This is a genomic window from Granulicatella sp. 572.rep1_STHE (genome assembly GCF_001073445.1).
GTDB classification, from domain to species: Bacteria; Bacillota; Bacilli; order Lactobacillales; family Aerococcaceae; genus Granulicatella; species Granulicatella adiacens.
Genome location: NZ_JVBO01000040.1, coordinates 1 through 709 on the forward strand (window position 1 = coordinate 1; position 709 = coordinate 709).

At 35.1% G+C, this 709-nt stretch carries 1 protein-coding gene; it reads left to right on the forward strand.

Annotated features, from left to right (window positions below; translation table 11 throughout):
- The coding region (locus tag ADH99_RS08470) for an IS3 family transposase (protein ID WP_049554375.1) at positions 1–678 on the forward strand (678 nt) is incomplete at its 5' end.
- Positions 679–709: the final 31 nt, after the last annotated feature.

A 709-nucleotide genomic window follows, 5' to 3' on the forward strand; every position in this document is an offset into this window, starting at 1 on the left:
TATCGCCGTATCACTCTTGAGCTTAGAAACCGTGGTTTCATCGTAAATCATAAGAAGGTACAACGTTTGATGAAAATGTTGGGGCTAAGTGCTCGTATTCGCAGAAAACGTAAGTATTCTTCTTATCATGGAGAAGTTGGAAAGAAAGTTGGGAACATTATTCAACGTCAATTTCATGCTTCAAAACCGATGGAAAAGTGCTATACAGACATTACGGAATTTTCTATCCCAACAAGTAACAAAAAACTATACTTATCACCAATTTTAGATGGTTATAACAGCGAAATTATAGCTTATTCCCTTTCGTCTTCACCAAATTTAGACCAAGTAAAAGATATGTTAAAACAAGCTTTTAGAGAAGAACAATACGAGAGTACTATTCTCCATAGTGATCAGGGATGGCAATACCAGCATGAGTTTTATCATAGTTTTTTAGAAGATAAGGGCATTCAGCCATCTATGTCCCGCAAGGGTAATAGTACTGACAATGGCATGATGGAATCGTTCTTTGGCATTCTTAAATCAGAGATGTTTTACGGCTATGAAAAGACATTTAAATCTATAAAGGAACTTGAGGGGGCAATCGTCGACTATATTGATTATTACAACAACAAACGAATCAAAGTAAAATTAAAAGGACTTAGTCCTGTACAATACAGAACTAAATCCTTTGCTTAAATTAATTGTCTAACTTTTTGGGGTCAGTACA